Origin of the sequence: Amycolatopsis sp. DSM 110486 (genome assembly GCF_019468465.1) — a bacterium.
Classification (GTDB): Bacteria; Actinomycetota; Actinomycetes; order Mycobacteriales; family Pseudonocardiaceae; genus Amycolatopsis.
Genome location: NZ_CP080519.1, coordinates 2987736 through 3010570 on the forward strand (window position 1 = coordinate 2987736; position 22835 = coordinate 3010570).

Genomic DNA, 22835 nt, shown 5'->3' on the forward strand with positions numbered 1-22835 from the left:
GGCCCATAGCGTACGAACCCGCTGGTCGGCGACGCCAACCGGATTACCCTTCGAGGCACCGGCGCTGCCTTTTCCCGTATTAGTCTCGGTTCTCGTGACCGATCCCACATATGACCAGGAACTCCACGCCCGCCGCGCCTCGTCGTTCGGCGGCCACGCCGCCGCCTACGCCGAGCACCGGCCCGACTACCCGCAGGCCGCCGTGGAATGGGGGCTCGCCGGCGCCGCGCACGACGCGCGCGACGTGCTCGACCTCGCCGCCGGCACCGGAAAGCTCACGCAGGGGCTGGTCGACCTCGGCCTCACCGTGACCGCGGTCGAGCCCGACGAGGGCATGCTCGCCCAGCTTTCCAAGCTGCTGCCGGACACGACGGCGCTCATGGGCAAGGCCGAGGACATCCCGCTGGCCGACGAGTCCGTCGACGCGGTGTTCATCGGACAGGCGCTGCACTGGTTCGATCTCGAGCCCGCGTTCGCGGAAATCCGCCGCGTGCTGCGCCCGGGAGGGGTCGTCGTGGCGCTGTGGAACCACGACGACGCGACGGTGGAGTGGGTGGTCGAGTTCTCGAGGCTCGTGCGCACGGGCGTGAGCCGCCTGTTCCGCGACGAGAACGAGCGCCTGTCGGCAGCCGGCTTCGAGCCGTTCGAGGACCACGAGTTCCCGCACACGCACCGCCGCACGATCGACTCGCTGCTCGCGACCGTCGGCACGCACTCGAACCTGATCGTCGCCGATCCGGCCGAACGCGACGCGGCGCTGGCGGCCGCGCGCGAACACCTGCTGTCGGTGCCGGAGGCGGGCGCGGGCGAGTTCGACTACCCCCTGGTGACGACGGTGTTCCGCGCCCGCAAGAGCTGACCCACGACGCGAGATCGCGCCGGTTTCTTCCGTCCCGATGTGGTCGGCCCCCCGGGGCCGATCATGTCGGGAGGGAAGGAGCCGGCTCAAAGGCGATCTCGCACGCCCCGGCGGAGCCGGGGCCGAAGACACCGCGTCGTACCCGGTCAGGACAAGACGGCGCAGTGAATTCATCACTGCGAAAGGTTCTGATCATGGCTTGGGTTGTTCTCGTCTTCGCCGGCGTCCTGGAGACCGTCTGGGCGGCCGCGCTGTCGGCCACCAAGGGCTTCACGAAACTGTGGCCGACGGTGGTCTTCCTCGTCGCCCTCATCGCCAGCATGGGTGGTCTCGCGTACGCGCTGCGCAGCATTCCCCTCGGCACCGGTTACGCGGTGTGGGTCGGCATCGGTGCCGTGGGGACCGCCGTCTACGGCATCTTCGCCCTCCACGACCCCGCGACGATCGGCCGCATCGCGTGCCTGGTGCTGATCGTCGCCGGGGTCGTGGGGTTGAAGGTGCTGCACTAGAAAACTGAAATCTCCAACGCGCGGAGGCGCTCGGGGTCGCCGATCACGTCGATGGCCGTGATGCGGTCGCCGTCGAAGGTGAACGTGAGCACGACCTCCAGGCGGCCGCGCGGCGCGAGCACGAGCGCGGGAGAGCCGTCGACCAGCGCCACCTGCGTGCCCCGCGCGCGTTCCGAAGCGAGCAGCGCGCCCTTGCTCACGCTGCGGACCCCGCGCAGCACCACGGGCGCCGGAGCTCCCGAAACGGCGGCGTCGGCCTGCAGCACCACGTCGGGGTCGAGCAGCTGCAGCAGCGCCTCGAAGTCGCCGCTGCGCGCGGCCGCCAGATAGGCCTCGACGGCCCGGCGGCTGCGAGGGACGTCGGCAGCCGGCTGCTCGCCCCGGACCCGGCGCCGGGCGCGGCTGGCCAGCTGGCGCACGGCGGCGGGCGTACGATCGAGCATCGTGGCGATGTCCTCGAACGGCACCGCGAACATGTCGTGCAGCACGAACGCGATGCGCTCGGCCGGGCCCAGCGAGTCGAGCACGACCAGCAACGCGAGCCCCACCGAGTCGGCGAGCTGCGCTTCTGCCTCGAGGTCGAAGTCGTCGCCTCGCTCGAAGACCTGGGCGTCGAGCGAGTCCTCACGCCGGCGTTCGCGCGTGCGCAGCTGGTTGAGGCACTGGCGCGAGACGACCGTGGTGAGCCAGGCGGGCAGGCTCTCGATCTCGGCCGAGTCGACGCCGTCGAGCCGCAGCCACGCTTCCTGCACGGCGTCCTCGGCCTCGCTCAGCGAGCCCAGCATGCGGTACGCGACGCCACGCAGCCGCGGGCGGTTCTCCTCGAACTGCTGCGCCAACCGGGCCTTTTCGTCCACGTGTCACATTCCTCCGTCGCGCGGGTTCACCGAAGTAGACACCGACAATCCCGGTCACGTGACCGGAACGGAGGAACCCGATGAGCACGATCCTCGTCACCGGCGGCACCGGCACGCTCGGCACTCTCGTCACCCCGCTGCTGCGGGACGCGAAGCTGCGCGTCCTGAGCCGGCACGCCCACGAACCCGCCGACGGCATCGAGTACTTCGCCTGCGACCTGCTCAGCGGCGAAGGCCTCGAAGCCGCGGTCGACGGCGTGGACGTGGTGCTGCACCTGGCCGGCGGGCCCAAAGGCGACGACGTGGCCACCGCGAACCTGGTGAAAGCCGCCAAGCGCGTGGGGGTGGGCCACTTCGTGCTCATCTCGGTGATCGCCGCGGACCGCGTGCCGCTGGGCTACTTCACGCGCAAGTTCGAGGCGGAGAAGACCGTGATCGCCTCGGGTCTGCCGTGGACGATCTTGCGCGCCGCCCAGTTCCACGGCTTCTGCCTCGACGCCGTGCGCGCCGCCGCGAAACTGCCCCTCGTCCCCGTGCCGGGCGGCATGCGGTTCCAGCCGGTGGACGCCCACGACGTCGCGGCTCGCCTCGCCGAACTGACCCTCGCCGCGCCCGCCGGCCGCGTCCCCGACCTGGCGGGCCCGAAGGTCTACGCCATGCGCGAGCTCGTCGAGGATTACTTGCGGGCCAACGGAAAGCGCCGCCCCAAGCTGCCCGTCCGCCTGCCGGGCAAGGCCGGCCGCGCCTACCGCGCGGGCGACAACCTCAACCTCGACGCGGAAACCGGCACCCGCACGTGGGAGGAATTCCTGGCGAAGATCTAGCGCACGTTGCGTTCATAAACCAACCGCAAGCCCAGCAACGTCAAATCGGGGACGTGTTCCTTGATCGTCTCCGATTCGCCGATCACCAACGGCGCGAGGCCGCCGGTCGCGATCACCGCGACCGGCTCGGTTTCCTCGCTGCGCAGCTCACGCACGATGCGTTTGACGAGGCCGTCGACCTGGCCCGCGAAGCCGTAGAGGATGCCGGACTGCAGACATTCCACGGTGTTCTTGCCGATGACCGACCGCGGCGGCACGAGCTCCACCTTGCGCAACGCGGCGGCGCGGGCGGCGAGCGCGTCCACGGAGATGTCGATGCCGGGGGCGAACGCGCCGCCGAGGAACTCGCCCTTGGCGGAGATGGCGTCGACGTTCGTGGACGTGCCGAAGTCGACCACCACGCACGCGGTGGCGTGCAGGTGGTGGGCGGCGAGGGTGTTCACGAGCCGGTCGGCGCCCACCTCCTTGGGGTTGTCCACCAGCAGCGGCACGCCCGTGCGCACGCCGGGCTCCACCACGATCTTCGGCAGCCGCGAGTAGTAACGCCCCAGCATCACCCGCAATTCGCGCAGCACGGCGGGCACTGTGGACAGTGCGCTGATGCCGGTGATCGCGTCAGCGTTCGGGCCGAGCAAGCCGCGCATGGTGAGCGCGAGCTCGTCGGCGGTCATGCGCGCGTCGGTGCGCATGCGCCAGTCGCCGACGAGCCGCTGCCCCTCGTACAGGCCGAGGACGATGTTGGTGTTGCCGACGTCGACGGTGAGCAGCAACGCGGACTTCCTTTACTGCGGCCCCGGTCTCGCCGCCGACTCAGTGGATCACAGCAATGACTTAGCTTTCCGCGTGCAGCAACGCGTCGAGGCGGCGCGCGTCCGCGGTTTCGGCCACGGGAAAGGCGATCGTGTCCTCCTCGGGCAGCGTGACGGTGCCGCTCAGCAGCCCCGACCCTTCCGGCGCGTGGGCCGGGTCGGTTCCGCGTTCGACGATCTGGTTGTCCTCGTCGACGAAGATCACCCGCGGCTCGTAGTTCAGCGCCTCCACGCTGTCCATCTGGCCGTAGGAGATGAGGATGACAAGGTCACCGGGGTGCACCAGGTGCGCCGCGGCGCCGTTGATGCCGAGCACGCCGCTGCCCCGCTCGCCCTTGATCACGTAGGTCTCGAGCCGGGCCCCGTTCGTGACGTCCACAATGGACACCTGTTCGCCCGGCAGGAGGTCGGCGGCCTCCATCAGGTCCTCGTCTACGGTCACGGACCCCACGTAGTGCAGATCCGCCTGCGTCACGGTGGCCCGGTGGATCTTCGACTTCAGCATCGTGCGGTACATCGTGGACTCTCCCTATTCCCCTGCGTCCAGATCCACACTCGGATGGTCCACAGCCCGTCCGAGCAGCACTCCCACGTTGTCGATCAGCCGGGTGCTCCCCACCCGGGCGGCGATCAACAACCGTGCCTCACCGTCGACGGGCGCCGGCCCGAGATCGGTTCCCCTCAGCTCCAGGTAGTCCACCTCCACCTGCGGACGCTCGGCGAGCGTCCGGCGAGCCAGGTCCAGCACCGCTTCGGCCCCGTCGCGGCCGACGTGCGCCCCCGCGGTCAGCGCCGCGGAAAGCACCACGGCGTCCTCCCGCTGCTCCGGCGTGAGGTACGCGTTGCGAGAAGACAGTGCGAGCCCGTCGCGCTCGCGGACCGTCGGCACCCCGATCACGCGGGTGTCGATGTTCAGGTCGGCCACCATCTTCTTGATCAGCACCAGCTGCTGGTAGTCCTTCTCCCCGAAGAACGCGTAGTCCGGGCGCAGCAGGTTGAACAGCTTCGCGACGACGGTGAGCACCCCGGTGAAGTGCCCGGGCCGCACGGCGCCTTCCAGCTCGTCGCCGAGCGGGCCGGGGTGCACGGTGACCATCGCGTTCTCGGTGTACAGGTCGCTCGCCTTCGGCGTGAAGGCCAGCTCGACGCCGGCTTCGCCCAGCGTCGCGAGGTCCTCCTCCATGCGCCGCGGGTACGCCTCGAAATCCTCGCCCGCGCCGAACTGCAGCGGGTTCACGAAGATCGACGCGGCCACGATTGTGTTCGGCAGGCGCTTCGCGCGGCGCATCAGCTCGCGGTGGCCGGCGTGCAACGCGCCCATCGTGGGCACGAGCGCCACCTTGTGGCCGACGCTGCGCAGCGCGCGCGTCACCTGGCTGATGTGCTCGGGCGGCTGGTACGCGTTGAGCGTGGCGCGCTTGAACTTCGGTGTGGTCACGGGGTCTGCCCTTCGGCGGGGTCGTCGAGGAGGTCGGTCAGCTCGGCGGCGGTCGCCGCGTCGAGCAGGCCGGCGGCGCGGGACCGCTCGGCCGTGCGCCGGGCCAGTGCCCGGTAGGCCGGGGCGATCGCCGGCGCCGAGTCCGAGAGCACGGTGAGGTGCTTGCGGACGGTGCCGAGATCACCACGCGCCACCGGGCCGGTGAGGGCGCGGTCGCCGTGGCGCAGCACATTATCCAATGCGGCCGACAGCAGTGGTGCGACGAGTCGTTCCGAATGCCCGATTCCGGCTTCACGGAGCATCTCCGTGCAGTCGGCGACGAGCGTCATCAGGTGGTTGGCGCCGTGCGAGAGCGCCGCGTGGTAGAGCGCGCGGGCGGCCTCGGGGATGCGCACCGGCTCGGTGCCCATCTCCACAGCCAGCGCCTCGCCGACGTTCCAGGCCACCTCGTCGTCGGGCGCCGCGGTGACGCCGATGCTGGCGGTGCTGAGGCGTTCGAGGTCCTCGGCGCGGCCGGTGAACGTGAGCACGGGGTGCAGCGCGAGCGCCAGCGCGCCGGCCTGCGCGGCGGGCTTCAGGACGTCGACTCCGTGGGCACCGGAGGTGTGGACGACGATCTGGCCCGGCCGCAGCGACTCCGTCGCCACGAGCCCCCGGACCATGCCCTCGAGGGCGTCGTCGGGCAGCGCGAGCAGCACCAGGTCGGCGCGGCGGACGACCTCGTCGGGCGGCAGCAGGGGGACGTCGGGCAGCAGGCGTTCGGCCCGCGCCAGCGACTCGGCCGACAGGCCGGAGGCGGCGACCACCGTGTGCCCGGCCCTGGCCAGTGCGGCGCCGAGGACGCTGCCCACCCGGCCGGCCGAGACCACGCCCACCGCGAGGCGGGCCGGTCGGTTCATGGCGTGCGCCTGTGGACGCTCATGGCTCGAAACTCCTTGGCTCGTTCCAGTCCCGCTCTTCCGTCGCGGGTACCAGACGACGGCGCGAGAGTAGCCCCGTCGCGTCCGGATGGCGGAGCTCTGGTGACGAGCTTCACCCGGTCGTTCAATCGCGGAGGTAATTTAATCGCGTCTCGGGGATCTGCGTGGCGGAGGGCCGCCACACCCCCGCTGAGCACGGGTTTTTCGGCTCGATCGAGCTACCCCGCGAGGGGGATGACGATCATCGCGGCTCGCCCGCGGTGGCGAGGCGCACGGCGTCGGCCCGCGCAGTTTTGAGGGTGCGCAGCAGCTCTTCCTGACGCTGCTGGTCCTCTTCACTGCGGATGCTGTTGCGCCCCAGGAACGCGAGCTCCGAAACGCTCGCCTGGTACACCCCGACCGCCCGCGCCGCCGCTCTGCCGGACTCGCGTCTGGCCTGTCTGCGCCACGCGCGGCGCCCCGGGAGACTCGCCAGCAGGCTGACCTCGGACTTCGCGATCCACCGGTCGGCCACCATCTTCGGCAACGCGGCCGCCACGATGCGTTGTTCGCGCCGCCGTTGCAGCACGATCACGTAGACCACGCCGATGAACAGCGGCACCATGATCAGGAAGTACACGGTGAGGAACGCCTTCGAGCCGCCGAGCGTGGCCGCGCTGTTCCACAGCGCGTGGAGGCAGACGCCCGCGAGGTACCCGGTCAGCGGCGCGACGACCCGCAGCCACCGCTGCCGCGTGCGTGCCGCCACCCCGAAACCGATGCCCGCCATCACAGCGAACAACGGGTGCGTGAACGGCGACAGCACCCCGCGCAGGAAGAACGCGGCGAGCACGCCGGCGTTGGCGCCGTTGCCGAAGCCGTACTCGGCGAACGCGCGGCCGAAGTAGTAGATGTTCTCGGTGAACGCGAAGCCGGCCGCCGAGAAGCCCGCGTAGACGATCCCGTCGACCACCCCGTCGAACTCCGCGCTGCGGCGCCAGAAGATGAGCAGCACGAAGGCGTCCTTCGCCGCTTCTTCCACCAGCGGAGCGGAGACGAGCGCGCTCACCTTGGAGCCGTTGCCACTGCCGAGCAGGATGTCGCCCACGGCCTCGGCGCCGCTGTTGATGACCAGCGCGGTGATCGTCGCGATGCACGCGCCCCACGCGAAAGCCAGCAACAGCAACTTCGCGGGCTCCGGCTCCCACCGGTCCACCCACAGGAACCCCGCGACCACCACCGCGACCGGCACGAGCGCCGCCAGCACCCCGATGGACACCGCCCCCACGCCGACGCGCGCCGTGGCCAGCCCGAACAGGAACAGGCCACACAACGCCACGACGATCAACCCGACCACGGGCAACAACACCGTGACCCGACGCGGAAGGCGAGCACCGGGTCTCGCCGCTGAGCCCTTCGTGGTGGGGAGGGTTCCGTTCACGAGCGGTCACCATACGGGGGTGAGGTGTGTGGTGCTGGCTGTGGCTCTTCGCGGCCGCGGTTTTTCCTGGGTGGGCAACGGCTGTGCGGGTGTCGCCGCTCATCTCGCGGCGGCCGGATGTTTCCGGCCGACGGGGCCACGAGCACCGAATCCGGCTCGGCCCGCACCCGCGTTCACCGGCTCCGGCCACGGCTGCTGCGAGCGGCTCCCCGGGTTCGAAGCCACTGCGCGGCCGAGGTTTGGCTTCTCGCGCCGCGACGAATCCGGCTCGAACCGACGACCGCGCTCTCCGGTTCCGGCCACAGCCGCCGCGCTTCCCGGCGCTGCGCGACCGAGGTTTCGTCAGCAAAGACTGCGCGGCGGCGTGAGGCCTGCGGAAGGCTGGTACACAGCGAAAAGCCCCGGCCCAATCATGCTGAGCCGGGGCTTTCCGGGACGTTCAGTCCTCTGCGCGACGACGACGCCGCGGCGCTGATTCCGCAGCGCCATTGGCGGCCAGGAGTTCCGTGACCGACCGGCCCGCCGTGTGGGAGCCACTCGCGGGAGCGGCGTCGGCGGCGCGGCGGCCGCGGGAGGGGGTGTCCTCCGGGGCCTCCACGGGGGGCAGGTTGCGGCGGCTCTGCGAAGCCCGCTCGTTGACCACGCCTTCCCACGCGGGGCGCTCGCCGTCCGGGCGACGGCGACGGCCGCTGCCGGGCGTTTCGGCCGGCTCGTCGTCGGAGCGGCGGCGGCGACCGCCGGAGATCTTGGCGGCGCTGCTGCGGACCGACTCCGGCAAGGTCGGGTTGACCGGCTCCTCGGGTTCGTCGCCCGAGTTCGAGTGAGCCCCGTGCCTCGTCGACGGCGCGGAGTCGGCCAGGGGCGACAGGTCCGCACGCGAGAACTGCTCCAGGCGCGAAGGCTTGCGCTGGCCCGGTTCCGCGTGCGACGGCTCCGGAGTTTCCGCCACGGGCGGGAGGTCGGTGCGTGAAGCGGTGGCTTCGCGGGGATTCGGCGGGGTGTCGCCGGAGGGGCGACGGCGCTCGCCGAAGTCGGCGGACGCGTCCCACGCCGGCTTCCACGTGCCCGTGGACTCGCCGGTCGGCTGGTCCTGGCGGCTCACGCGGGGCAGGTCGGGCCGGGACACCTCGGCGTGCGAGACCGGGGGTTCGACACGTCGCAGGTCCGGTCGCGACGCCTCGGCGCGCGACACCGGCGGCTCGACGCGACGCAAGTCCGGCCGCGACACCTCAGCGCGCGACACGGGCGGCTCCACCTGGCGCATGCCCGGGCGCGAAACCTCGGCCCGCGGCACCTGGCGCGTTTCCTCGAGCGACTCGGGCTTCGAGACCGGCGCGACGGTGCGCGTCGGCTGCGACTCGGCCGCGGCCGCCTGGCGACGCGCGGCTTCGGCGCGCAGCTCGGCGGCCTTCACGGCGCGCGCGGCGGCCGACTCGGGCTCGGGTTGGGACGACGGCTGCGGAGCCGGCTTCGGCCGGTTCTGCTTCGGCCGCGCGAGCTGCTGCGTGCGCTGGGTGTTCAGCGCAGCGGGCGGTTTGCCGTTCGGCCCCTGGCCCTGACCGGGACCGTGCTGACCCGGCTGGCCCGAGCCGTTGGCGGGCTTGCGCCGCCGGTCGGTGCCAGGGGTGTCGAGCACGCGGTCCATCAGCTCGGTGGGCCGGTCGTTGCTGACCTCGACCACAGGGTTCTTCGGCGCCATCAGCTGCGCGGGCTTCTTGCCGTTGCCGTTCTTCGACTCCGAGCCTGCCGACACGAGCCGCTGGTCGTCGTTGAGCGAGCGCATGCGCGTGGCCTGCGCGGTGAGCGCGACGCGTTCCAGCAGCACCTCGCCACCGAACAGCGACTGCAGGCTCTCGCGCAGCGCCGACACTTCGGCGCGCAACGCATCGAGCTCTTCGCGCGACTTGACCTCCGCGGTCTCCCTCGTCTCGGCTTCGATCTCCAGCTCGTACTCACGCCGAGCCGCGATCTCGCGTTCCAGTTCCAGTTCGTATACCGCCTGCGCCTCGGCGACCGCGTCCTCGCTGTGCGCCGCGTGCTTGCGATACCTCACGGCGAGGAAGGCGCCGATCAAGGCGGCCCAAAGGGCTGCGACGATTCCCAACCGGAGGAACCGGAGGTCGTCGCTGAGCACCAGTGCGAGAGTGGCTCCGATGGCGAGGACGAATCCGACGACGAGCCACGGCCTACCCAGAAGGCGGCCGCGCGAGTCGTCACCCACGCCGGTCATGACAGACACCGTACCTTCTAGTGACCCGAACGAGACCTAGTCGGTACTTCGAGCGGCAGGATCTGGTCGTTAACCGGTCGTCGGACGATTGTCCTGGCGCTCGTCGCCGGGAGGGGTCCGGCAGGAGTGCTCGAGCCACAAAGCCGCAGCTACGAGCATCGCGGAGCACACCGCACCGACCACCGCGGCACGGGTGTCGAAGACGCTGGCGACGAGTTCGTCACGTCGGGGAAAAACATACGCGAACGCCGCCAGCCAACCCCCTGTCATGAAGGATCCGGCCAACGAAGACGCCTTCGCGAGCGCTACTGAGCGTGCAATGCCGATCGAGGCCGTCACCCGTCCGGCCTTGATTCTCGACCTGATCGTGTAAGCCATGATCGCCTCGATCACAGCGAGTACTGCGAACGTGACTCCTGCCAGCGTCGGGAGTCGGGGCAGATCACCGTAGGCGAGCTGAAAGACGACGTAGACCAGGACAAGGCCGAGGACCGCGGCCACCACCAGCTCACGGGGCCGGGTGAAGTGCATGGGGTCTACCGTACCGAGAAGCCTTGACCCTCCAGTGACTGGAGACTCCACCATGCGTCGTGTGGGTGCCACCGCGGTCTTCACGATCGGCGAGCTGTCCCGGCGGACGGGACTGCCGGTCAAGACCATCCGCTTCTACTCCGACGAGGGCCTGCTCCCGCCCACGGAGCGCACCGACGCCGGCTACCGGCTGTACGACGCGCACGCGCTCGCACGGCTGGAGCTGGTGCGGACGCTGCGTGAGCTGGGGCTCGGCCTCGCCGACGTCGCTCGCGCCCTCGAGCGCGAGTCGTCGGTGCGCGACCTGGCCGTGCGCCACGTCGAGGCCCTCGACGAGCAGATCCGCAGGCTCCGGCTGCGCCGGGCCGTGCTGCGGGCGGTGGCGAAACGCGATTCCGAACTGGAGGAAGTGAAGCTGATGAACCGCCTCGCACAGATGTCCGACGAAGAGCGCAAGCGTCTCGTCGACGAGTTCTGGGCCGAGATGACCAAGGGCCTCGCCGTGGACCCCGAGTTCTACGACCGCATGGGCTCGGCCAAGCCCGAGCTGCCGGACGACCCGTCGCCCGAGCAGCTGGAGGCCTGGCTGGAGTTCGCCGAGCTCGTGCAGGACCCGGAGTTCCGGCGCCTGATCCGCGGCATGAGCGAACGCCACGCGGCCGACCGCGACGCCGGTGCGTCGACCGAGGTCACGCAAGCCCAGCGCGACAACTGGTTCGCCTGGTCCGCGGACGCCCGCGCCGCCCTCGACGCGGGTCTGGGCGCGGACTCACCGGAGGGCCGCGCCTTGGCCACAACCATCGCCGTCGCCTCGGCCGGCCCGGACGACGACCCGGCGGACCCCGCGTTCCGCCGCGCCCTGGCCGACAAGTTCGCCTCCGGCGGCGATCCCCGGGCCGAGCGTTACTGGCAGCTACTGGCGATCATCAACGGCTGGCCGCCGATCCCGAGCGCCCAGCCCGAGGTCGGCTTCATGCTGGCGACGCTGCGTAGCTGAGTGCGTACCTGAGTGAGTGCGTTACCGCCGAATCGGTGAACGGCGGGCGAACGGCGCCGAGTCACCGAAGCCGCAGGTCCGGCCGGAGGACGACACCCGCTTTGTCGTCCTCCGGCCGAGCCCGCAAGAGATCCGCGACGGGACCGTGGAGCGGCAACACCGCATCCGGCTCGATTTCCAACCATGGGATCAGCACGCTCGCGCGGTCCGGCGTACCCGGGTGCGGCAGGAGCAGGCGCGGGTCGTCGGACTTCACGGCGTCGACGGTCACCACGTCGACGTCGAGGGTCCGCGGGCCCCAGCGCAGCTCGCGGACGCGGCCGGCCGCCTGTTCCGCGGCCTGGGCCGTGGCGAGCCAGGCCCAGTGGTCGCGCGCGGGGTCGTCGACGACGCACACGGCGTTGAGGAAGTCGGGCTGGTCTTCGACGCCCCACGGCTTCGTCTCGTACACGCTCGACACGGACACCAGCGCCGGCCCGACGGTGTCCAGCGCGATGCGCAGGTAGGCCAGCCGGTCGCCGAGGTTGGAGCCGAGCGAGAGGACGGCGCGGCTCACCGCTCGCGCCGGACGGTGACCGCGACGTCGTCGAACGTCAGCGGGATCGGCGCCGCCGGCTTGTGCACCGTGACCTCGACGGCGCTCAGCCGCGAGTCGCGCATGACCTCGTCGGCGATCTTGCCCGCGACGCTCTCGATGAGGTCGTACGGCTCGCCCGCCACGATCCCGGCGGCCAACTCGGCGAGCTCGCCGTAGTGCAGCGTCTTGGTCAGGTCGTCGGACGCGGCGGCCGGCCCGAGGTCCAGCCACGCGGTGACGTCGACGACGAACTCCTGCCCGTCGCGCTTCTCGTGCTCGAACACGCCGTGGCGGCCAAACACCCGCAGCCCCGTCAACGTGATGCGATCAGCCATCGGCCCGCCCCTTCCGCCACGCGGCCGCGACGGCGACCGCGTCGAGCGACGCGCCCACCTCGTGCACGCGCACTCCCCACGCCCCGGCCGCGGCGGCCAGCGCGGAAATCGCGGCGGTGGCGTTCTCGCGCCCGTCCGGCGGCCGCGGCTCACCGTCCTTTTCGGCCAGCAGCCGCCCGAGGAACCGTTTGCGCGAAGCCCCGACGAGCACCGGGAAACCCAGTGACAGTACTGAATCCAGGCCGTGCAGCAGCGCCCAGTCGTGCTCGGCGTGCTTCGCGAACCCGAGCCCCGGGTCGAGCACGATCGCGCTTTCGTCGACGCCGGCGGCGAGCGCATCGTCCACTCTGGACTGAAGCTCGCTGCGCACCTCGGCCACGACGTCGTTGTACGTCGCGAGCTTGGTCATGTCCTTGCTGTGCCCCCGCCAGTGCATCAGCACCCACGGCACGCGGCACTGCGCGGCGACGCGTCCCATGTTCGCGTCGGCGAGCCCGCCGGACACGTCGTTGATCACCCGCGCCCCCGCCTCGACGGCCGCCTCCGCGACGGAAGCACGCGTCGTGTCCACGGACAGCGCGACACCTTCGGACGCCAGCTGCCGGATCACCGGCAGCACCCGCGCGGCCTCGGTCTCCGCGTCCACGCGCAACGCCCCCGGCCGCGTCGACTCGCCACCGACGTCGATCAGGTCCGCGCCGCGCGCCCACATGTCGCGGGCGTGCTCGAGCGCCTGGTCGAGGTCGAGGTAGCGGCCGCCGTCGGAGAACGAATCGGGCGTCACGTTCAGCACGCCCATCACGGCGCACCGCCCGGGCCGGGGCAGGCCCGAGATCACGGGCGCCGCCCCTTGATCAGCTCGATCGCCTCCGCGCGCGACGTCGCCGACGTCCGCATCAGCCCTCGCACCGCCGACGTCACCGTCAGCGAACCCGGCTTGCGGATGCCGCGCATCGACATGCAGAGGTGCTCGGCCTCCATCACCACGATGACGCCGCGCGGCTCCAGCTTGCGATCCAGCGCGTCGGCGACCTGCGACGTCAGCCGTTCCTGGACCTGCGGCCGCTTCGCGTAGAGATCGACGAGCCGGGCGAGCTTGGACAGCCCGGTGACCTTGCCGTTGGCGTTCGGGATGTACCCGACGTGGGCGACGCCGTGGAACGGCAGCAGGTGGTGTTCACAGTTCGAGTACATCGGGATGTCAGTGACGAGCACGAGCTCCTCGTGCGCTTCATCGAACGTCTTCGCGAGCACTTCGTCTGGATCGGTGTACAGCCCGCCGAACATCTCGCGGTACGCGCGGGCCACGCGGGCCGGCGTGTCACGCAGGCCGTCGCGGTCGGGGTTCTCGCCGCAGGCCAGCAGGAGTTCCCGGACAGCACGCTCCGCCCGGTCCTGGTCGAAGACCGGGACCGGGCGGAGGCCGTCGTTGCTAGTGCTTGTCTGGTCCGTCCACGTCACGCCGCTGCTGCCCCTCGTCCGGCTGCTGGCCGTTCGCGCCGTCGGCGAACCAGCCCTGCTCACGCGGACGGTCTTCGGCTGGGCGCCAAGGCTGGCTGCCCGGGGATGTCGCCGGGGTCCAGCCCGGAGGCGCCCCGTAGTTGGGCGGACCGCTCTGCGTACCGCTCGGGCCACCCGGGTAGTAGCCGCCTGCCGGACCGCCCGGCTGCTGACCACCATACGACTGGGGCCAGCGACCCGTGCCGTTCGGCCCACCGTTCGGACGGCCGCCGTTGGGCGGCGGAGCGTACGGGTTGGCGTTCGGGTCGGGCGGCGTCGGCGGTGCGTACGGCGGCCCACCGGGGAGGTCACCCGCGCCCGCGGCGGTGCCGACAGGCGTCGGCTCCGGCTGCAGGACCGGCTTCTCCTTCTCCGGCGGGGGCCACGGCTCGCCGCGTTCCATCGCCAGCTCGCCCGGGGTCTTGATGGGCGGCTTGTCCGACGGGGTGCGCTCCCCGAACTCGTTGAAGACGGTGATGTGCGGGCGCTTCTCGACGGTCGCGAAGATCCGCTCGAGGTCCTTGCGCTGCAGCGTCTCCTTCTCGAGCAGCTCCAGCACCAGGTTGTCGAGCACGTCGCGGTAGGTGTTGAGCACGTGCCACGCCTCGGTGTGCGCCGTCTCGATGAGCTTGCGCACCTCCTCGTCGATCTCGTGCGCCACCTCGAGCGAGTAGTCGGCCTGCCGGCCCGCGGAGCGGCCAAGGAACGGGTCACCCTGCTCCTGGCCGTACTTCACGGCGCCGAGCCGCGCGCTCATGCCGTACTCGGTGACCATGGAGCGGGCGATCTTCGTGGCCTGCTCGATGTCGGAGGAGGCACCGGTGGTGGGCTCGTGGAACACGAGCTCCTCCGCCGTGCGGCCACCCATCGCGAACACCAGGCGGCCGATCATCTCCGACCGGGTCATCAGCTGCTTGTCGTCCTCCGGCACGAGCAGGGCGTGGCCGCCGGTGCGCCCGCGCGGGAGGATCGTGAGCTTGTACACGGGCTCGATGTCCGGCATCGCCCACGCGGCGAGCGCGTGCCCGCCCTCGTGGTAGGCCGTGATCTTCTTCTCCTTCTCGGAGATGATCCGGCTCTTGCGCGCCGGCCCGCCGACCACACGGTCGACCGACTCTTCGAGCTCGACTTCGCCGATCACGTGCCCGTTCTTGCGGGCGGTGAGCAACGCGGCTTCGTTCAGCACGTTGGCCAGGTCCGCACCCGACATGCCGACGGTGCGCTTGGCGAGGCCGGTCAGATCCACGCCCTGCGCGATCGGCTTGCCCTTGGAGTGCACATCGAGGATCGCCTTGCGGCCGCGCAGGTCCGGCGCCGACACGGGGATCTGGCGGTCGAACCGGCCCGGGCGCAGCAGCGCCGGGTCGAGGATGTCGGGCCGGTTGGTGGCCGCGATCAGGATGATGCCGCCGCGGGCGTCGAAGCCGTCCATCTCGACGAGGAGCTGGTTCAGCGTCTGCTCGCGCTCGTCGTGCCCGCCGCCGAGGCCGGCACCGCGCTGACGGCCCACCGCGTCGATCTCGTCGACGAAGATGATGCACGGCGCGTTCTGCTTGGCCTGCTCGAACAGGTCGCGGACACGGGACGCGCCCACACCGACGAACATCTCGACGAAGTCGGAACCGGAGATCGTGTAGAACGGCACGCCCGCTTCACCGGCGACGGCTCGCGCGAGCAGCGTCTTACCGGTACCGGGCGGCCCGTAGAGCAGCACGCCCTTGGGGATCTTCGCTCCGAGTGCCTGGTAGCGCGCCGGGTTCTGCAGGAAGTCCTTGATCTCGTACAGCTCTTCGACGGCTTCGTCCGCGCCCGCCACGTCACCGAACGTGGTCTTCGGCATGTCCTTGTTCAGCTGCTTGGCCTTGGACTTGCCGAAGTTGAGGACGCGATTGCCGCCGCCCTGCGCGTTGTTCATCATCCACATGAGCAGGCCCAGCACGAGGGCCAGCGGGATGGCGAAGATGAGGATCTGCGTCAGGATGCTCTGCTGCGTCACCTTGGTGTCGAACTTGATCGGCTGCTTGTCGAGCGTCGCGGAGTTGAGCTCGTTGTAGATCTCCTGAGCCGCGTTCGCCGGGTACTGCGCGACGATCTGGTCAGTCTGGGTGCCGTTGACGTCGATCTTCTGAGTCAAGGACAGCTTGACCTGCTGTTCCTTGTCCTCGATGCTGGCTTCCTTGACGTGGTGCGCATTGATCTGTGCGTTCGCCACGGAGATCGGAGCCTGGGTGTAGCCACGATCGCTGTCGAAGATCGTGTTGTAGGCGAACAACGCCAGCAACCCTGCGACGATCCACAGCAGTGGGTTCCTGAGCACGCTCTTCCGGTTCATACGACTCGGCCCTTGCGGCCTCGACCCTCCCTGGTTGGGCGGCTCCTGTGATACCCGCCATCACGATCTTGACAACCCGTGGTGCCCGGGCCAGTCCCACCAGGGTACCGCCCGTCCGGACGATCGACCCTTGTGAGCCTCACGCAGGTCAACGGGCGATACAGCACGAGGGTTCCCGGATGGTGCCGGTTCGCGTCACCCTAGCGTGTGTCGGCGGCCACTGAAGCCACCATCTCACCGAGTCGCGTGCGCAGCGTCATCGGGTCCGCGGGCGCCACCGTCACCCATTCGCGGCCGTCGGATCCCGCTCGCGACAGGCTGAGGTAACGGCCCGTGGCGGTGTCGAACCAGCCCAGCACGCGGGACCGCTGCCGGGCTCCGAGCTGGGTACGGCTGTTCGCGGCCAGCTGACCGCCGCGCAGCCGCGGCTGGCCGGAGATGAGCGCGTACGTCTCGCGCGGGTCGACCGTCGCGCGCTCGCTCAGCGACTGGCGCTTCGCCCGTCGCCCCTTCTCCTCCGCCGCGCCGAGGCCGCCGGCCGCGACGGGCACGCGGATCGGGCGTGTGTGCAACGCCTCGTCCAGCGGGAGTGTGACGGATGCCTCGCTGCCGCGGCGGCCGCCGGGCAGCAGGTCGACGATCGTGGAGACCAGGCCGTCGGCGGGGGTCTCGCGCAGCCAGATGCCGTCGGCGTCCTGGATGGCCACCACGCCGGCGGCCCGCCCGTCACCCGCGGCGAGCAGCGCGACGGGGTGGGCCTGGAACTCGGGGATGTGCAGCGCGTCGAGCGTGATCGGCGCGCGGGCGAGCAGGTTCAGCCACTCGTCCACGGGCGGTTCGAGGCGGCCTCGGGCGTCACGGACGCCCCGCGCCTTGAGCTCGACGTCGACCCGGTGCCGCAGCGAAACGCGTTCGTCTTCAGTGGCACCGTGCGAGCGCACGCGCAGCGGGTAGGGCAGCTCGCCGAGTCCCGCGGACTCCCAGAGGAAGTCGAACGCCAACGGCGAGAAGAACTCTTGGTGCATGCGGTGGTGCTCACCCTCCAGGATCGATCTCTTGCTCAGCGTAGCGCGAGCGTGCCCCGGGCAGGAACGGCCTGAAGTGCTGAACTACCAGCAGCTCCTCAGAACGCCGCCGCGCTTTCCTGCCCCGCCGCGCCGGCCATCATCTCGCCGAGGCGGTGCCGCAGGGTCGCGGCGTCGGCCGGCGCGATGGTGATCCAGTCGCGGCCGTCGCGGCCGCGGGTGGCCTGTGTGAAGTAGCGGCCGGTCTCGGTGTCGAACCAGCTGAGCACCGGCGACCGGCTGCGCCCGCCGAGGCGGTTGCGCGCGTTGGCGCCGATCTGCCCGCCGCGCAGCCGGGGCTGGGCGTGCAGGCGGGCCAGTGCCTTGCGGTCCTCGTCCACGCTCGCGCGGCCCGAGGCGTCGACCTGGTTGCCACGGCGCTGCATGAAGTCGACGCCGGAGCTGCCCACGAGCTGCTCCAGCGGCACCGTGATCGACTTCTCCGTGCCGCGCGGGGCGCCCGGCAGGAGCGAGACGATGGCGGTGGCCAAGCCGTCGGCCGGGCACGGCTGCAGGTGCAAGCCGCGCTGGTCCTGCACGGCCAGCAGGCCCTGCTCGCCGACGAGGCCGGCGACGGCCAGCAGCGGTTCGGCGTTGGGATCGAGCAGCTGCACCGTGTCGAGGCTCGTGTCGGGCGCGGCGAGGATGCCGAAGTACTCCTCGACGTGCGGCGCGGGCCGGCCGCGGCCGTCGGCGAGATCGCGCTGGACCAGGCCGCCGAGCGTGCGCGCTCGCAGTGCGTCGCGCTCATCGACGGTGGCGCCGTGCGAACGGATCCGCAGCGGGTAGGGCAGCTCACCCAGCGCGGCCGACTCCCACAGGAAGTCCACCTCGAGCGGGGTGAGCAGCTCCGCGTTCGGCATCGACCAAACCCCCAAACCCCGTGTCACACCTTGTGTTCAGGACGTTGTGTTCAAGACATTTTCGGTGGTGCTGCGCCGTGTTCCAAACAGCCGTGTTCTAAACAGCCGCGTTCGAGACAAACGCGGGCGCGCGGCCGGAAAGGCCACGCGCCCGCGGGAAGTGCGTCAGTTGTCGTCGTCGTCCGACCAGGCACCGATCACCGGCGGAGGCGTGGCCTCGTTGGCGCCGAAGGCGTCGTCCGGGTCCGGCTCGATGAGGAAGGACGCGTGGGTGTGCTCCTGGTCCTCCTGGCCCTGGCCGCCGTGGGCACCCATGCCGCCGCCCATGCCGCCACCCATCGGGTTCATGCCCGGCGGGTTCTGGCCACCGATCGTGCCGCCGGCCGAGACCACGCCCTGCTGCTGCGCGGGCGCGGCGCCCTGGGCACTCTGGTGCTCGGCGGCCGCCGACGTGCTCTCCTCGTTCTTGCGCGCGCCACTGCGCGAGCCCTGCCCGAGCTTGCCGCCCGCGAAGCCGGCACCGCCGCCCAGCGCGCTCAGGCCGAGTGCCGAAGCGGCACCGCCACCGCCACCGCCACCGGCGGACACGGCCGGTGTGGCAGGAGCCGGGGCCGGGGCCGGAGCGGGCGCGGCACCCGCGCCGGCTCCCGCCGACGCGGCCATGCCGCCGTCGAAGCCGGACGTGCCGTAGGTGCCCGAGTTGCCGGTGACCAGAGGGCCACCCGCACCGGACGCCCCCGCGGCCGCGCCGCTGCCGGAGTGGCCCGTGTAGCCCGTGCCACCGCCGACGGCGTAGCTGCCGGCACCGAGGGTACCGGCGCCGACCGGCGCCGCGATCGTGCCGACGTTGCCGAAGTCGTTGCCGTTGAAGTGCGAGGGCGTGGGCTTCATGCCGAGCGAGTCAGGGCCGAAGCTCGGGGTCGTGTTGTCGACCTCTTTCATCGACTGCGTGTAGGCGTTGAAGAACGCGACCTGCTGGGCCTTGACGTCGTTGGCGGCGTCGGCCTGGGCCTTCTGGTCGGCGGCCAGCGCGGCGGGACCGCCGGCCAGCGCCGCGGACATGGCCTGCTTCGGGTCGTAGTCGAGCGGCGCCGGCATCTTCTTGACTTCGGCGGCGGCCGCGGCCTGCTTCGCGAGGCGGTCGGCCATCGTGTGCGCGGCGTCGGAGGCCTGCGTGCCCGAGTTGGCGATGGACACGAGCGCGCCCTGCGCACCCGCGGCACCGTCGCCGACCCACGCGTTGCCGAGCTCGGCGACCGCGTTGAACAGGTCGTCGGACGCCGTCTTCAGCTCGGTGCCGTGCTTGGTCCAGTGCTGCCCGGTGGCCTCGGCCGTGCCCGGGTCGTTGTCGGTGATCGCGCCGTTGTAGAGCTGGTGGCTCTCCTGCGCGTTCCAGTTGGGCGGGTTGGCGATCGCGCGGTCGCCGCCCATCTCGAACCCGCCGGCGCGACCGCGCGCGGAGTCGACGATGTTCTGCGAGACCGAGTTGTCGCCGAGTTGCACCGCGGACCCGCTGGCGGGCACGTTCTGCGCCGGCGGCTGCTGGCCGTTGCTGCTGTCTTGGTTTCCAGCCATGACTTCGTGATCCCCCTCGTCAGGCCTTGCGGAACGGGTCGGCCGCGGACTGGTCGAACTCGTGGTAGCGCGCCATCGCCGTGAGGATGCCCTGCTCCGCCGCCTCGTACTGGCTCAGCAGGTTCTGCAGGGCCGAGGAATAGGAGTCGCCACCGCCGTCGGCGCGCTGGACGAACTTCTCGGCCATCGCCTGGCCGACGGGGTTGGCGCCGAGCTTCGGCGGCTGCGCCAGCGAGCCCGCGCTGTTGAGCAGGGCTTCGACCGCGTCCTTGCCCGTGCGGATCTTGTTGAGCGCGGTCTGTGCGGCGTCCGGGTCGATGCCGACCTGGCCGTTGACAGCGGCGCTCTTGAACGCGTTGGCATCGGCCAAGCTGCTGTTGCCCATTGCCCTCTCTCCGTTCCCCCGCGCGAGCTCCCCGCTCGCTTGGCATAGGTCTTCGCATAGGTTAACGCACCAGGTCTGCACCTATGACGCGATCGGCGAACCCCAGGTTCCCCGCCGTGTGTGATCGCCGCAACACCGCCGGCGCGTTACCACCTCTGACACGTCCGAAAGCCCCGCGAGGTTCACCGCCGGGCTTCAGGACGTGTAGACGTGCGGGTCCAGTGTGCCGATGTAGGGCAGGTCGCGGTAGCGCTCGGCGTAGTCGAGGCCGTAACCGACGACGAACTCGTTGGGGATGTCGAAGCCGATGTACTTCACCGGCACGTCGACCTTCACGGCCTCGGGCTTGCGCAGCAGCGAGACGACCTCGAGCGACGCGGGGTTGCGGCTCGCGAGGTTCTTCAGCAGCCACGAGAGCGTGAGGCCGGAGTCGACGATGTCCTCGACGATCAGCACGTCGCGCCCCGCGATGTCGCGGTCGAGGTCCTTGAGGATGCGCACCACACCCGACGACGAGGTCGAGGAGCCGTAGGACGACACGGCCATGAACTCCAGCTGCGTCGGCACCGGCAGAGCGCGGGCGAAGTCGGTCATGAACATCACGGCACCCTTGAGCACGCCCACCAGGAGGAGATCACCCTGGCCGTTTTCGGGGTAGTCCGCGGCGATCTTGGCCGCCAGCTCCGCGATCTTGTCCTTGATCTGCTGCTCGGTGATGAGCACGGAGGCGATCTCGCCCTCGTACACGGTCATTCCCCTCGGGTGGTGGGTTCGAGTCCGGACAGCGAGAGCCTGCCACGGCACCGGCGCGCCTCCAAGTTGCCCGGCAGCCAGACGCCGCCCTGCCCGCGCCAGCGGGCCACGAGCGCGTCGACCGAGCGCAGGTGCGCGTCGGTCAGTTCCCGCACGCCCGAGCCCAGCAGCCACCTGCGGAGAACCCGTCTGCGCAGTGCCGCGGGCTCGCCCTCGAGCACCGTCACGTCCAGCCCTTCGGGCCCTCCCGCGCGGGTGAGAATCCTGTCCGCCACTGTGTCCAACGCCTCGGTGTCGTCACGCAGCTGTGCGGCCGTTCGGGCCAATGCCGCCGCGACGCCGCCGGCGAGCACCTCTTCCAGCAGCGGCAGCACTTCCGCGCGCAGGCGGACGCGGGTGAAGCGCGGATCGGCGTTGTGCGGGTCCTGCCAGGGTTCGAGGCCGAGCTCGGCGCAGGCACCGCGGGTCTGCTCGCGCGTGACGCCCAGCAGCGGCCGGCCCCACGGCGGGTCGAGCGGGCGCATGCCGGCCAGCGACCGCGGTCCGGAGCCACGGCCGAGGCCGAGCAGCACCGTTTCGGCTTGGTCGTCGAGGGTGTGGCCGAGGAGCACGAGTCCTTCTTCGCCGCCGGGCAGCGCTGCGCGCAGCGCGCGGTACCTCGCGGTGCGCGCGGCGGCTTCGGGACCGCCCTTGCCCGTGACGTGCACGGTAAGGATTTCCGCCTCGTCCACGCCGAGCTCCTTCACGGCCGCGGCGGCTCGCGCGGCGACTTCCGCGGAGCCGTCCTGAAGCCCGTGATCGACGATCAGCGCGCGCGTGCGCAGCTTCCGGTGGCGCGCGACGTACGCCGTGGCTTCCGCCAGGGCAAGGGAATCCGCCCCGCCCGAGACGGCGACGCATACCTCCGGCGGCGGCGCGTGCGTCGCGAGGAACTCCCGCACGGCCCGGCGGACCGCCGCGAGCGCGCTCACCCGTGCAGGCGCCGCACCCAGGCCGCCGGATCGCTGATCTCGGCCCGGGTCGGCAGCGTGTTCGGCGAGCGCCAGACCGCGTTGAACCCCTCCATGCCGACGGCGTTCACCACGTGCTTCGTGAACTTCGCGCCTTCTTCGTACTGGCGGATCTTCGCGTCAAGCCCGAGCAACGCGCGCAGCATGCGGTCGAAGACACCGCCGCCCTGGCGACGGGCGCTGAAACGCGAGCGGATCACCTCGACGCTGGGCACGACCCGCGGGCCGACGGCGTCCATCACGTAGTCGGCGTGGCCTTCGAGCAGGGTCGACAGGGCCAGCAGCCGATCGAAGATCGCGCGTTCCGCGGGCGACTGCAGCAGTTCCGCGATGCCGACGCCCTTGCCCCGCTGCTTGAGCGCCTCGGGCAGGCGCCCGACGAGGTCCGAAAGGCCGTCGGCGGAATGGCCCGCGATGCCGGTGACGAGGCGTTCGACCTCGTCGGCGAAGTAGTCGCGCAGCCACCGCACGGCCGTGAACTGCAGCCGGTGCGTGCACTCGTGCAGGCACACCCACAGCCGGAAGTCGGGCGCGTGCACCTTCATCGCGCGCTCTGCGGCGACGACGTTGGGCGCGACGAGCAGCAGCTGCCCTTCGCGCTCGGGGCCGCCGAAGGGGTCGTACTGGCCGAGCACGCGCGAAGCGAGGAACGACAGCACCAGCCCCGTCTGCACGCCCGCGCCCGACGCCAGGATCGGGCCGAGCGGGCCGCCCTGCGCTTCGGGCAGCGCGCGGCCTGTGAGCGCTTCGAGCCCCGACGCGGCGGAACGCACCCAGCCGGGCCGGTCGACGACCGTGCCCGGCAGCAGTGGCAGGTCCTTGCCCAGGCCCGTCAGCTCCCGCACGTGGCCCTCGGCCTCGGCCGTGAGGTCACGCAGGTCGGTGACCGCGCGCGCGGCCTCTTCCTTGGGCACCTGCGGACCACCGCGCACCAACCGCGCTCCGGTGGACGCCGCGAGGTCCCAGTCGACCATCGGCCGCCGTGGGGTCTCGGTTTCCTGGCTCACCTGTCCGACGCTACCTGCACAAGGGCACTTTGCCCGACTG

General features: G+C 71.1%; 24 protein-coding genes. 4 read left to right on the top strand and 20 right to left on the bottom strand.

The features are described 5' to 3' along the window. Positions 1 to 94 precede the first annotated feature (94 nt). Both K1T34_RS14580 and K1T34_RS14585 read left to right on the top strand, forming a co-directional pair. A complete protein-coding gene (locus K1T34_RS14580; protein WP_255638514.1) occupies positions 95 to 859 on the top strand; it encodes a class I SAM-dependent methyltransferase in 765 nt (254 codons plus the stop codon). A 194-nt stretch (positions 860 to 1053) separates the two neighbouring features. Next, positions 1054 to 1368, top strand: a complete 315-nt coding sequence (locus tag K1T34_RS14585) for a multidrug efflux SMR transporter (RefSeq protein ID WP_220244798.1) — start codon at positions 1054 to 1056, stop codon at positions 1366 to 1368. On the opposite strand, the gene K1T34_RS14590 is transcribed toward K1T34_RS14585, so the two are convergent. Beyond that, entirely contained in the window at positions 1365 to 2225 is an 861-nt protein-coding gene (locus K1T34_RS14590; protein WP_220244799.1) for a sigma-70 family RNA polymerase sigma factor, read from the bottom strand. The two genes, K1T34_RS14585 and K1T34_RS14590, sit on opposite strands and share 4 nt — an antisense overlap. A gap of 80 nt (positions 2226 to 2305) precedes the next feature. Here K1T34_RS14590 and K1T34_RS14595 point away from each other — a divergent pair, with 80 nt between their 5' ends. Beyond that, positions 2306 to 3049, top strand: a complete 744-nt coding sequence (locus tag K1T34_RS14595) for an SDR family oxidoreductase (RefSeq protein ID WP_220244800.1) — start codon at positions 2306 to 2308, stop codon at positions 3047 to 3049. Here the strand turns inward: K1T34_RS14595 and K1T34_RS14600 are convergent. From K1T34_RS14600 to K1T34_RS14630, 7 genes are all read right to left on the bottom strand, one after another. Continuing rightward, positions 3046 to 3819, bottom strand: coding sequence for a type III pantothenate kinase (locus K1T34_RS14600; RefSeq protein ID WP_220244801.1), 774 nt, complete (start codon positions 3817 to 3819; stop codon positions 3046 to 3048). The two genes, K1T34_RS14595 and K1T34_RS14600, sit on opposite strands and share 4 nt — an antisense overlap. Before the next feature lie 61 nt (positions 3820 to 3880). Further along, the gene (gene panD / locus K1T34_RS14605) at positions 3881 to 4375 is read right to left on the bottom strand and encodes an aspartate 1-decarboxylase (RefSeq protein WP_220244802.1); all 495 of its coding nucleotides are present in this window, start codon (positions 4373 to 4375) and stop codon (positions 3881 to 3883) included. Between the two features lie 12 nt (positions 4376 to 4387). Beyond that, on the bottom strand, positions 4388 to 5296 hold the full coding sequence (gene panC, locus K1T34_RS14610; RefSeq protein WP_220244803.1) for a pantoate--beta-alanine ligase: 909 nt from the start codon (positions 5294 to 5296) through the stop codon (positions 4388 to 4390). Next, a complete protein-coding gene (locus K1T34_RS14615; protein ID WP_220244804.1) occupies positions 5293 to 6195 on the bottom strand; it encodes a Rossmann-like and DUF2520 domain-containing protein in 903 nt (300 codons plus the stop codon). Before K1T34_RS14615 ends, panC begins: the two co-directional genes overlap by 4 nt. 262 nt (positions 6196 to 6457) lie before the next feature. Next, positions 6458 to 7564 (bottom strand): PrsW family intramembrane metalloprotease, encoded by a 1107-nt coding sequence (locus K1T34_RS14620; protein WP_220247206.1) that lies wholly within the window; start codon positions 7562 to 7564, stop codon positions 6458 to 6460. Positions 7565 to 8075: 511 nt separating this feature from the next. Then, the gene (locus K1T34_RS14625) at positions 8076 to 9866 is read right to left on the bottom strand and encodes a DUF6779 domain-containing protein (protein WP_220244805.1); all 1791 of its coding nucleotides are present in this window, start codon (positions 9864 to 9866) and stop codon (positions 8076 to 8078) included. Between the two features lie 69 nt (positions 9867 to 9935). Beyond that, the gene (locus tag K1T34_RS14630) at positions 9936 to 10397 is read right to left on the bottom strand and encodes a DUF3180 domain-containing protein (protein WP_220244806.1); all 462 of its coding nucleotides are present in this window, start codon (positions 10395 to 10397) and stop codon (positions 9936 to 9938) included. A gap of 61 nt (positions 10398 to 10458) precedes the next feature. Between K1T34_RS14630 and K1T34_RS14635 the strand changes: the two genes are divergently transcribed. Continuing rightward, entirely contained in the window at positions 10459 to 11394 is a 936-nt protein-coding gene (locus K1T34_RS14635) for a MerR family transcriptional regulator (protein ID WP_220244807.1), read from the top strand. A gap of 61 nt (positions 11395 to 11455) precedes the next feature. Here the strand turns inward: K1T34_RS14635 and folK are convergent, their stop codons facing one another. The 12 genes from folK to K1T34_RS14695 form a co-directional block, all read right to left on the bottom strand. Further along, complete coding sequence (gene folK, locus K1T34_RS14640; RefSeq protein ID WP_220244808.1) at positions 11456 to 11950, bottom strand: 2-amino-4-hydroxy-6-hydroxymethyldihydropteridine diphosphokinase; 495 nt, start codon at positions 11948 to 11950, stop codon at positions 11456 to 11458. After that, on the bottom strand, positions 11947 to 12306 hold the full coding sequence (gene folB, locus K1T34_RS14645) for a dihydroneopterin aldolase (RefSeq protein WP_220244809.1): 360 nt from the start codon (positions 12304 to 12306) through the stop codon (positions 11947 to 11949). Before folB ends, folK begins: the two co-directional genes overlap by 4 nt. After that, the gene (gene folP, locus K1T34_RS14650) at positions 12299 to 13105 is read right to left on the bottom strand and encodes a dihydropteroate synthase (protein ID WP_220247207.1); all 807 of its coding nucleotides are present in this window, start codon (positions 13103 to 13105) and stop codon (positions 12299 to 12301) included. Before folP ends, folB begins: the two co-directional genes overlap by 8 nt. 35 nt (positions 13106 to 13140) lie before the next feature. Further along, a complete protein-coding gene (folE, locus tag K1T34_RS14655) occupies positions 13141 to 13767 on the bottom strand; it encodes a GTP cyclohydrolase I FolE (RefSeq protein ID WP_220244810.1) in 627 nt (208 codons plus the stop codon). After that, the gene (gene ftsH / locus K1T34_RS14660; RefSeq protein WP_220244811.1) at positions 13739 to 16138 is read right to left on the bottom strand and encodes an ATP-dependent zinc metalloprotease FtsH; all 2400 of its coding nucleotides are present in this window, start codon (positions 16136 to 16138) and stop codon (positions 13739 to 13741) included. Before ftsH ends, folE begins: the two co-directional genes overlap by 29 nt. A gap of 200 nt (positions 16139 to 16338) precedes the next feature. After that, on the bottom strand, positions 16339 to 17163 hold the full coding sequence (locus tag K1T34_RS14665; protein ID WP_220244812.1) for an ESX secretion-associated protein EspG: 825 nt from the start codon (positions 17161 to 17163) through the stop codon (positions 16339 to 16341). Positions 17164 to 17261: 98 nt separating this feature from the next. Then, positions 17262 to 18065: an ESX secretion-associated protein EspG gene (locus tag K1T34_RS14670; RefSeq protein ID WP_220244813.1), complete on the bottom strand. Its 804-nt coding sequence runs from the start codon at positions 18063 to 18065 to the stop codon at positions 17262 to 17264. Positions 18066 to 18230: 165 nt separating this feature from the next. Next, positions 18231 to 19640 carry a hypothetical protein gene (locus tag K1T34_RS14675; RefSeq protein WP_255638516.1) on the bottom strand — a complete coding sequence of 470 codons (1410 nt, stop codon included), beginning with the start codon at positions 19638 to 19640 and terminating at the stop codon, positions 18231 to 18233. 19 nt (positions 19641 to 19659) lie between these two features. Next, complete coding sequence (locus K1T34_RS14680) at positions 19660 to 20025, bottom strand: hypothetical protein (protein ID WP_220244814.1); 366 nt, start codon at positions 20023 to 20025, stop codon at positions 19660 to 19662. A gap of 195 nt (positions 20026 to 20220) precedes the next feature. Next, complete coding sequence (hpt, locus tag K1T34_RS14685; RefSeq protein WP_220247209.1) at positions 20221 to 20772, bottom strand: hypoxanthine phosphoribosyltransferase; 552 nt, start codon at positions 20770 to 20772, stop codon at positions 20221 to 20223. Positions 20773 to 20774: 2 nt separating this feature from the next. Then, a complete protein-coding gene (gene tilS, locus K1T34_RS14690) occupies positions 20775 to 21749 on the bottom strand; it encodes a tRNA lysidine(34) synthetase TilS (protein ID WP_220244815.1) in 975 nt (324 codons plus the stop codon). Beyond that, positions 21746 to 22762, bottom strand: coding sequence for a zinc-dependent metalloprotease (locus K1T34_RS14695; RefSeq protein WP_220247210.1), 1017 nt, complete (start codon positions 22760 to 22762; stop codon positions 21746 to 21748). Before K1T34_RS14695 ends, tilS begins: the two co-directional genes overlap by 4 nt. Positions 22763 to 22835: the final 73 nt, after the last annotated feature.

Bases quoted from the DNA above. Each gene is read 5' to 3' on its own strand.
- K1T34_RS14680 (WP_220244814.1), bottom strand. From the start codon at position 20,025: ATGGGCAACAGCAGCTTGGCCGATGCCAACGCGTTCAAGAGCGCCGCT.
- panD (WP_220244802.1), bottom strand. From the start codon at position 4,375: ATGTACCGCACGATGCTGAAGTCGAAGATCCACCGGGCCACCGTGACG.
- K1T34_RS14595 (WP_220244800.1), top strand. From the start codon at position 2,306: ATGAGCACGATCCTCGTCACCGGCGGCACCGGCACGCTCGGCACTCTC.
- folP (WP_220247207.1), bottom strand. From the start codon at position 13,105: ATGGGCGTGCTGAACGTGACGCCCGATTCGTTCTCCGACGGCGGCCGC.
- K1T34_RS14695 (WP_220247210.1), bottom strand. From the start codon at position 22,762: ATGGTCGACTGGGACCTCGCGGCGTCCACCGGAGCGCGGTTGGTGCGC.
- ftsH (WP_220244811.1), bottom strand. From the start codon at position 16,138: ATGAACCGGAAGAGCGTGCTCAGGAACCCACTGCTGTGGATCGTCGCA.
- K1T34_RS14675 (WP_255638516.1), bottom strand. From the start codon at position 19,640: ATGGCTGGAAACCAAGACAGCAGCAACGGCCAGCAGCCGCCGGCGCAG.
- K1T34_RS14585 (WP_220244798.1), top strand. From the start codon at position 1,054: ATGGCTTGGGTTGTTCTCGTCTTCGCCGGCGTCCTGGAGACCGTCTGG.
- folB (WP_220244809.1), bottom strand. From the start codon at position 12,306: ATGGCTGATCGCATCACGTTGACGGGGCTGCGGGTGTTTGGCCGCCAC.
- K1T34_RS14625 (WP_220244805.1), bottom strand. From the start codon at position 9,866: ATGACCGGCGTGGGTGACGACTCGCGCGGCCGCCTTCTGGGTAGGCCG.
- K1T34_RS14670 (WP_220244813.1), bottom strand. From the start codon at position 18,065: ATGCCGAACGCGGAGCTGCTCACCCCGCTCGAGGTGGACTTCCTGTGG.
- K1T34_RS14615 (WP_220244804.1), bottom strand. From the start codon at position 6,195: ATGAACCGACCGGCCCGCCTCGCGGTGGGCGTGGTCTCGGCCGGCCGG.
- K1T34_RS14630 (WP_220244806.1), bottom strand. From the start codon at position 10,397: ATGCACTTCACCCGGCCCCGTGAGCTGGTGGTGGCCGCGGTCCTCGGC.
- K1T34_RS14665 (WP_220244812.1), bottom strand. From the start codon at position 17,163: ATGCACCAAGAGTTCTTCTCGCCGTTGGCGTTCGACTTCCTCTGGGAG.